The sequence below is a fragment of the Pseudomonas sp. SAS7 genome (genome assembly GCF_052112345.1).
Classification (GTDB): domain Bacteria; phylum Pseudomonadota; class Gammaproteobacteria; order Pseudomonadales; family Pseudomonadaceae; genus Aquipseudomonas; species Aquipseudomonas putida_Q.
On record NZ_JBEGGO010000016.1, the window covers coordinates 151871 to 160874 of the forward strand.

At 56.3% G+C, this 9004-nt stretch carries 6 protein-coding genes and 1 pseudogene; 2 read left to right on the forward strand and 5 right to left on the reverse strand.

The genetic code is table 11. The features are described from left to right. The first annotated feature begins 14 nt into the window (after positions 1-14). Positions 15-2081, forward strand: coding sequence for a response regulator (locus tag ABI582_RS23285; protein WP_442120409.1), 2067 nt, complete (start codon positions 15-17; stop codon positions 2079-2081). A gap of 104 nt (positions 2082-2185) precedes the next feature. Here the strand turns inward: ABI582_RS23285 and ABI582_RS23290 are convergent, their stop codons facing one another. From ABI582_RS23290 to ligD, 3 genes are all read right to left on the reverse strand, one after another. Then, positions 2186-2476 (reverse strand): hypothetical protein, encoded by a 291-nt coding sequence (locus ABI582_RS23290; protein WP_442120410.1) that lies wholly within the window; start codon positions 2474-2476, stop codon positions 2186-2188. Positions 2477-2546: 70 nt separating this feature from the next. Next, positions 2547-3017, reverse strand: a complete 471-nt coding sequence (locus ABI582_RS23295) for a hypothetical protein (protein WP_442120411.1) — start codon at positions 3015-3017, stop codon at positions 2547-2549. 62 nt (positions 3018-3079) lie between these two features. Further along, positions 3080-5863 carry a DNA ligase D gene (ligD, locus tag ABI582_RS23300; RefSeq protein ID WP_442120412.1) on the reverse strand — a complete coding sequence of 928 codons (2784 nt, stop codon included), beginning with the start codon at positions 5861-5863 and terminating at the stop codon, positions 3080-3082. Between the two features lie 271 nt (positions 5864-6134). On the opposite strand from ligD, the pseudogene ABI582_RS23305 reads away from it, so the two are divergent. After that, a pseudogene (locus ABI582_RS23305) lies at positions 6135-6317 on the forward strand (general stress protein); the annotation flags it as partial. A gap of 357 nt (positions 6318-6674) precedes the next feature. On the opposite strand, the gene ABI582_RS23310 reads toward ABI582_RS23305, so the two are convergent. Together ABI582_RS23310 and ABI582_RS23315 are read right to left on the reverse strand one after the other, a co-directional pair. Continuing rightward, on the reverse strand, positions 6675-7205 hold the full coding sequence (locus ABI582_RS23310; RefSeq protein WP_442120413.1) for a hypothetical protein: 531 nt from the start codon (positions 7203-7205) through the stop codon (positions 6675-6677). Positions 7206-7321: 116 nt separating this feature from the next. Next, a complete protein-coding gene (locus ABI582_RS23315; protein WP_442120414.1) occupies positions 7322-8875 on the reverse strand; it encodes a sensor histidine kinase in 1554 nt (517 codons plus the stop codon). Between the last annotated feature and the right edge of the window lie 129 nt (positions 8876-9004).

A 9004-nucleotide genomic window follows, 5' to 3' on the forward strand; every position in this document is an offset into this window, starting at 1 on the left:
CACAGGAACGGTCATTGTTGGTAGTAGCGCCATTCCGAGGGGATGCGGCGGTGCTGCAGCGTGTTGCGGGCACGCTTTACCGAGTGCAAGCGTGCTGTGACTTAGACGCTCTATCAAAAATCATTGGTGATGAGACAGGCATCATCCTGATCACCGAGGAGGCCTTGACCGGCGACATCAGAGGCCTTGGCACCGCTTTGGCCAACCAGCCCTCCTGGTCTGACATTCCGATCTTGCTGCTGACCTCCAACCGCAACCGCGCCGGGAAGGACAACGACTTGATTCGTAGGCGCCTTCCCTCCAGTGCCTCTAACGTAGTGGTTTTGGAACGTCCGATGAGCTCTGCAGCCTTGATGAGCGCCATCGCTGCTGCGTGGCAATCTCGAGCACGCCAATTTGACATGCGGGATCGTGTTTCAGAACTCGGGGTGGAAAGAGAACGCCTTCGTATCCTCTTGGAGAATGTGCCGGTTGGCATAAGCTTCGTCGACACCAACGGTGCGTCACTGATCAGCAACCCCCTCTATAACCGATATATCCCGGATCGAGTCATTCCATCCAAGGCTGTTCATGGCCCAGAGCAATGGGTATCAGTAAACGCTGACGGTCAGCCGGTCGCACCAGAAACATTCCCCGGTGCACGCGCGTTGAGGGGCGAAGCCGTCGACGGCATGGTGTTCCGCCACAAGCCTGTGGATCAAAACGAGTCCTGGATCCGAGTGAGCGCGGTTCCGCTTTGGGGCGCCCATGAAACGATCATGGGGGCGGCCATTGTGATTGTTGATATCACCGACCAGAAGCAGGCTGAGCTCACGCTGCGTGAGTTCAATGAGTCCTTGGAAGAACAGGTAGCAGGCCGTACCCAAGCCCTTGCCCTGGCTGTTGAACAACTCCACCGGGAAAGCAGAGAGCGTGAGCGAGCTGAAGACCAACTGCGACAATCGCTCAAAATGGAAGCTGTCGGGCAGCTCACCGGCGGCATTGCCCATGACTTCAACAACATGCTGACGGGGATTCTTACCGCGCTCGACTTACTTCGCTTGAGACTCAACAAGGGCAGCGTCGACGCCCTAGACCGCTATATCGATGCGGCACACGCTTCTGCAAAACGCGCCGCGTCCCTTACAGAGCGCTTACTCGCATTTTCTCGCCGGCAATCATTGGATGCAAAACCGTTCTCAGCCAATGACCTGATCGTCAGCCTATACGATTTGCTGAAGCGCTCCGCGACCGAGCAGATCAAGGTATTGCTGAATCTCAGCGATCCCCTCCCCTGCGCCCTGGCAGATGCCAACCAGTTGGAGAATGCGATACTTAATCTGGTTATCAATGCCCGAGATGCCATGCCCAGTGGCGGCACAATTACCGTATCGACACGCGAGGTGATAATCGAGCAACAGTCTTCAAAAACCGATGAGCTCGCAGCCGGGCGGTACATCCGGATTGATGTGGAGGACACCGGCACAGGGATCAGCAATGATCTCATTCCAAAAGTGATTGAGCCTTTCTTCACCACGAAGCCTATCGGCCAAGGTACTGGTCTAGGGCTTTCCATGGTGTATGGCTTTGCAAAGCAAAGCCGGGGAAAAATGGAGATATCAAGCATTGCGGGTGAGGGATCCACGATCTCCTTGTACCTGCCAACAGCGGATATTCAGGTTGATCAAGCTGTCGATATCCCTCATGCGACGAATCACGGAACCGGACAGAAAATACTGCTGGTTGAAGACGATCACTCAGTCAGGATGTTAAACCAGGAGGTGCTCACTGAGTTGGGCTATGAGATTTTCGTTGCAAGCGATGGCGAAGAGGCTTTGCACGTCCTCATGAATATGGAGAGCGTCGACATCCTGGTCACCGATGTCGGCCTTCCAGGAATGAACGGAAGGCAATTGGCTGAAATTGCGCAGCAAAGGTACCCCGCTCTACCGGTACTTTTTCTGACAGGTTATGCCCAAGCTGCAGCTGATAGAGAGGCGTTTCTAGGCCAGCACATGAGGCTCCTGACCAAACCCTTCACGCTCCGAGCGCTCGCTGAAAACGTGAGTTTGATGCTGGAGCCGAACACGAGAGATAAGTAGGCCTCGCGAGACCTTCCTAAGGGGCGGCAGCAGCAGGCTCATAACTCTCGACAAAGCAGCATGGTGACGAGTAAGTCGCCGCCACCAGCAAAAAAGCTCAAGACTTAAGCGACTTGCCGTTCAGTAGGTTGCTGATTGGTTGCAAGGCATCGTGCTCGTCCCACACCCCAGGCCAACGACCTAGTCATCGATTCACCAGGCCGCGAGTCGAAAGCTTCTTCATGGAGCGCCATGCCCGTCCCGGCATACACCCCGATGAACAATTGCGTGTTGCCCGTGCGCGACAGTCTCACCTGGATGTCCATGGTCGTACCGTCGTCTAGTGTCTCATCGTGAGACCTGTGATGAAGCGTTGGATCTGCCCAGTTCCAGAAAACATCACCGCGAATTCGCATGCCGCCCTCCTACGACTTTAGTCTTATATGTGGGGTGCCTTCACAATAGCGCAGCGAAGCGGCAACGCAATCACCGGCTAGCAGATAATGCCTTGGCAATATGACGGGATGTGACGAGTCGCAAATTGACGAGGGTGGCCTTAACACAGCGCAGGCTGACCAAGGAGTTTGAAGGCCTTCGAAAGATTGGTTTGAGCGCCGACCTGGCCCACTTATCCACGCGAAGAATCCCTGCGAAGGAGCGGAGCCGGGTCAGATCAAGCACCACCTGACGTCCACGTTTTCTCATCACTATTTTTCGAAGGTCAACGAGATCGAAATCATGATCTTCGGCACTCGTGAACTGCATTTCTTGGATTGCGCCCACCTGTGCATAGACAGATATCTGCTGTAGACACAAAGCCTCATCGGCCTGTTGTCTCAGCCGCCTTACGAGGTGCCGGTCTTGCTTAGAGGCAGCATTTCCCTCAGCCACCAGGCATGCTGCTGCCAGTACCTGGGCTATGAGGAGCTCGGCTTGGTCTTTGTTCTGTCCTGGCATAGTGCTCCCTTACGATTTTTATAAGCCTCCGGGCCCTGCATTACACTGAGCCTTGTCGGGGGCTAAGATTTCATTCCGATTCTGCGTTTCATCTCCAGCGTGATCAGCTGTGAAGCGTTGTCCATACCTCCCCAGGGATCATCACCGCCCAGTTCATCCAGCCGCTCCTGAACATTCTTGATGTTCCACTTGGCCGCCGACTGCAGCTCGACGATCTCCTCCCTGAAGATCGGCACCGATACCGGCAGCCCCTCCCTGGCCCGTGCAGAGAAAACGTTGGCGGTAGTCGCCCCTTTCCCGTTGCGCAGGTAGTCGATGAAGATCTTGCCGATACGATTCTTTGGGCCTAACACGGCGGAGAACCGATCCGGGATCAGCTTGGCGATGTACTTCACGATGGCTTGGCTGAAGTCCTTCACTTCTTCCCAAGAAGCTTTAGGGGTGAGCGGCACCATGATATGGATGCCCTTGCCGCCACTGGTTTTAAGAAACGAATGCAGGCCCAATTCATCGAGCACAACCAAGGTCAGCTGAGTGGCTTCGACCATGGTCTTCCAGGGCAGGGAGGGATCAGGATCGAGATCCAGCACGAAGCGGTCTGGCTGTTCGATGTGGTCAGTCGTGCCGTTCCAGGAATGCAGTTCGATGGTGCTCATCTGCACGGCACCTACCAAGGCCTCGACGCTGTTGATGACCATGCCCGCTTTGCCGGCCTCGGCCTTGGGCACCATGGTGATGTTCGGGATGGCCAGACGGTCAGCGTTCTTCTGGAAAAACAGCTCTCCGGTAATCCCTTCGGGCGCCCTGACCAGAGCGATGGGCCGGTCTTTCAGGTGAGGCAGAAGCCAAGGTGAGACCTGAGCGTAGTATTCGGCCAGGTCTCGTTTGGTGAGCCCGCTGCTAGGATCAATCACACGCTCCGGGTGGGTGATCCGAACCTTGGTAGCGGAGCCCTTGTCTTCCGATTTCGCCTTGACTGACCTTCGCTCCTTCGGCGCAGGCGCCGGCTTCTCCTCCGTAATGTCCTGGACAGGCTTGTCCGTTCGGATACCCTGGAACACCGCGTGCCTGACCACACCGTCCGAGGTGATCTCAGCGAAGGTGACCTCGGCCAGCAGGGTCGGCTGCAACCAGTGAATGCCTTTGCCGTCGACACCTTTCGGTGGGTTCATCACCGGCACGTGTTTCTGCTTCAGCGGCAGTAGCGTTTCCAGGATGGTGGCGAGAGTCGATTCGGTAAAGCCTGTGCCGACCTTGCCGGCGTATCGCAACTTTCCACCGTCTTCATCATTGAGGGCCAGGACGAGGGCCCCGAAGCCGCTCCTCGCACCTTTTGGATCGGTGTAGCCAACGATGACGAACTCCTGTCGATGCTTGCACTTAAGCTTGATCCACGTATCGCTGCGGCGCGATACGTAAGGACTGCCCAAGCGTTTGCCGATGAGCCCCTCCATGCGCATTTGGCAGGCACTGTTCATCAATGCGTCGACGTCTTCGGTGAAGTCTTCGGAGAACCTCAGCAACGGGTCGGTCGAGTCATCAATGAGCTGCTTCAACAAACCACGACGACTCTCTACCGGCACCTGCCGAAGATCTGCGCCATTGAGGTATGGTAGGTCGAACAGGTAGTAGACGATGCCTTGGCTCTTGCCGGCGTCGAACGCGTTTTGTAGCAACTGGAAATTCGGCACACCGTTTTCATCCGGTATGACGATCTCGCCGTCCAGCCAGGCAGTTGCAAGCCCGAGGGAGGCGATTGCAGCCGCCTGCTTCGGCAACTTCGCAGTCCAATCATGACCATTGCGGGTGAACAGCCGGACGTCATCCCCATCGACGCGGCACAGCATGCGATAACCATCGAACTTGATTTCGTAGCGCCATTCTTCAGAGCGAGGGCTGGAGTCGACCAGAGTCGCTAGCTGCGGAGAGAGCTTCTCTGGCAGTGCTGCAGCCACAGCGCCTTCTGTGCTCGGCCCGGCGTCGGTTGTGGAAGGGGTCGGCTTGGATGACGTTGCCCTCGCCCGACCGCGCTTTTTGGGGATGATGGTACGGTCGCTGAGCACACTGTTGGGCAGCTCGACCACAACGTCGAAGTCAGTGAGCGGCTTGGCGGCCTCGTCCTGATGTTTGATCAGAAACCACTGCTCCTGCTTACCCTCGATGTTCGTCCGGACAAGGTTCCATAGGCCCGAGAGTTTTTCGCCCTGCAGCTCGAACTTCATGCGGCCTTTCTTATAGGCCTCAGCCGGATCGCCCTGGGGAAGCCAGATCCCGCGATCCCAAACGATCACATCCCCGGCCCCATAATGCCCTTCCGGGATCGTTCCTTCGAAGGAGGCGTAATCAAGCGGGTGATCTTCAACATGCACCGAGAGCCGCTTCACCTTCGGATCCAGGCATGGGCCCTTGGGTATTGCCCAGCTTTTGAGCGTGCCGTCGAGTTCCAGGCGGAAGTCGTAGTGCAGTCGAGTGGCATCGTGCTTTTGAACGCAAAACTGCAAGGCATGAGCAGCTGCGCGCTTCGAACGCTTAGCGGATTTCCCTGCTCCCGACGGTTCCGGTGAGGCGTTGAAATCACGCATCCGGTTGTATTTTTCCAAGCTTGAGACTGTCGGATCGGCATCCCCCAAGTTGTCCCTGCCGATAAGCGTCTGAACAAGCCCCGCGAGGGAAACGCCTCGCTTGTTGGCTTCAGCAGTAAGGGACTGGACGACCATGGTGTCCCGCAAGGCCGACAACGGCTCTCCAGCTTCCAACGCTTCCGCTTCGCTCAAGGCCCGCACTTGGGCGAGTGCCTCTGGATGATCAGCCGAGAAAATCATGAATGCCAAACTCGTGTCGTCCATGCGCCGGATCCCGGTTATGACGGTGTTCAATTACGAGGGAGCCAAACAGTCGCCAGTTCAGTGGAACTGCCGAATGACACGGCCTAGAAGCGTTCGCTTAGGATTCCAAGAGTCGGCGCGCCACTAACAGGGGAGCCCTTTTCTTAGCGCAGCCCGTCAAAAGCGAAACTCAGCTGAGCGAATTAGCCGCTTTCACCCCTCCAAGTTGAACACAGACTTTCCTGTGTGCCACGTGAGGTGAAAGATCATGGCTAACAATCAAGGTAATCGCGGCAATCAAGGTGGGACTTCGCAAACCAACTCCGGCAATTTTGCCAATGAACGCGAGAACGCGTCCGAGGCAGCTCGTAAAGGGGGTCAGTCGTCGGGCGGCAATTTCGCCAATGACCGGGAGCGGGCTTCCGAGGCTGGGCGCAAAGGCGGGCAAAACAGTCATGGTGGAGGCCGCAACAGCGAAAAATCGCTAAACCGGCATGTGCGCTGCCAGGGTGAATCACACCTTGGCAGCTCCCTCCTCGTCTGATTTGCTAGAGCGCGATTGGCAAAAGCGGTTTGCTTTTAAACCGGACGCGTCCACCGGCTAAAATCAACAATGCTGATATAGCACCCCCTAGCAGACTTACAGCACATGCTTGGCCAGGCTGCTCTACTACGGCCAGCACTGCAGCACCGAACAAGGTGAGTGTTACGAGAAGTCCCGTGCAGCCCACCGCAGTCATCAGCCATCCCCAAACACGCATCGCTCGTTACTCCTCGGTTAAAGCCAAAATTGAAGTTCGACCCTTCCCCGTCGCCTTCGGGAGGGGTCGACCTACCATCCGAGACGCTCTGCGAACATCCGTCGGTAAGCGGTGCCGATCTGCGCGGGCACATTCTCTATGTATCGCCTGGCATGCTCTTGGGTGATTGTGTCCAGCGACTCCAGGTACATCAGCGCCTCACGCGCATTGGGTATGCGATTCTCCAAATTCATGAAGCGAGGCGGAAGTGCCGTCCAGATCAGGGCGTCCAGGCCCTGGCTAAGCGCCCATCGATTGAGACTGTCATAGCCGTCATCGTCGTGAACTATCAGGACACCGATACCATCCGTGCGATGCGTAGGGACACCCTCTCGTTGAGCTAATTCGTTATAGGCGTGTTCCAGCGAATGAGTGGCCAGCGCTGCCCAGAATACCCGTACCGGCTCGGCTCCCAGGCAAATTGCAGTAGCAAGCTCACCACCATCTGACACCCTTGAAAACTCGACAGGTACTCTTGGGCCTTCATCCGACCAATCACCGCATAGACGCAGTTGGCCTGGCTTCCAAATCAGTGAACCCCACCCCAGGCAGCCGATTTTCACGCACCCCTCCCCCGCCCCAGGCGCTATCGAAATCAATGCCGTTCAACACGGCTTGATTAACGAGACCCTGGCCGCAGGGCAAAGTGCTATCGGCAAAGAGGGAAAGCTAGAGATGGCTAGAGCCTGAAACGGACATGAATGCAGCTTTTGCTGCCTTGGCGATCAATGCTCACTGCCGCGCCACCATAGCCGGAATAGCTTTTGACCAGGCGCATGCCCAGGCCTGTACCTGTTGGCTTGGGATAATTATCGGGGAAGCCATCGCCCTCATCCCGCACTGTGAGTAGCGCATGGTCGCCAGCATGTTTAACGAGCACCTCAATTGTGCCTTTCCCGTACTTGAGCGCATTGGTGATCAGTTCAGAGATGACCAAGCCCAATGGAGCCATCCGCTCCGGCGGCAGGACGAAATCATCTGTCTCCAACAGGATTCTTCGATCAGCCAACGCCTTGCCCAAATCCCCCAGCAGTGCATTGAGATAATCTGGAGCACGCACGCCTTGCTCTTCAGCAGTCTGGTAGAGGCGCTCGTGGACACTGGCGATGGTCACTACCCGGCCAGCTGCTGTTTCAAGCTGCAGTTTAACGGCTGCATCGAGTGCGAGGTTTGCCTGCAACAGCAATAGCGTGTTCACCAGATGCAGGCTGTTTTTGACCCGATGATGGATTTCTTCGAGATACAGGTCGCTTCGGCTTTGCCTGGAATTCTGTGCCTCAATAAGTGAAAGCAGTTGGGCTTCGTATTGATGTCGCTCGGTGATATCTCGCGAAACGGCAATCACTCGATCAACCTGGCCGTTTACGCCCATGATCGGCGCGACCGTCACATCCCACCATTTGGGTTCGTCAGGTGAAACAGGGCAGTAGGCTTCAAACCGCATGGTCTCACCGGCCCCCACTCTGCCCAGAGCCTCCCAGACGAGCGATCTGGATTCCTCCGGCCATAGGTCATGCCATCCCTGCCCGACGACGTTTGAGGCCTGAGCATTCATGAAGGTCAACCCTGCTTCGTTCATGAACTCGATCTCACCGCCAGGGGACATGATTTCCACCCAGTCAGGGCTGGCGTTCAAAATCGTTTCAGAATAGGGATCGGGATGAGTGGCCTCAACGCCTGCATTGATTCTTTCAACAGAGAGTGAAATGACTGTGGCTATACCTTCTAGGAACACCAGGTCGCTTTCAATGAAATCATCACCATTGCTGCTGTCTGCTTCAAGGACACCGAACGGGCCAAGGACGCCGCGAATCGGAACGTTAATCGCTCGCTCAATTCCGTACTTTTTCAGCAGTTCCGGTGTTCGAAAGCGGTTCTCCATCCCCAAATGGTTGGACAGCACAGGCCTGTAGGTCGCCATCGCATACCCAGCCGGGCTGGCCTCATCGCCACCAACCGTGGCTTTTCCTATATCCGAAGCGTCCCAGCCGACCCCATGCGACAGGATGAACCCATCCCCATCCCCATCCGGCTCTGGTTGCAACACCTTGGCATACTGAGTATCCATCCCCTCGGCAACAACTTCGCAGGCTCGCGTCAGCAACTGATCGAAGTCTGTGGCCTGTAGCGACATCACGCCAAATTCGACGACGAGTTCGTGTTGTCGATGCATCCGAGCATGGGTTCGCTTCAGGGCTGTGCGAATGGTTTCGTCGGTAGGTAGCTGCTGCATAGTGTTCCCTTTGTAGTGTGCAGGAACGCGCCCTACTCCCTTCTGAGCAAAGACGGTTCGCTTACCGCCTCCTACGATAGCCGCTAATCCATTCAAGCGTCTAAGGGTTCCACCATCGTTTTAGAGCAA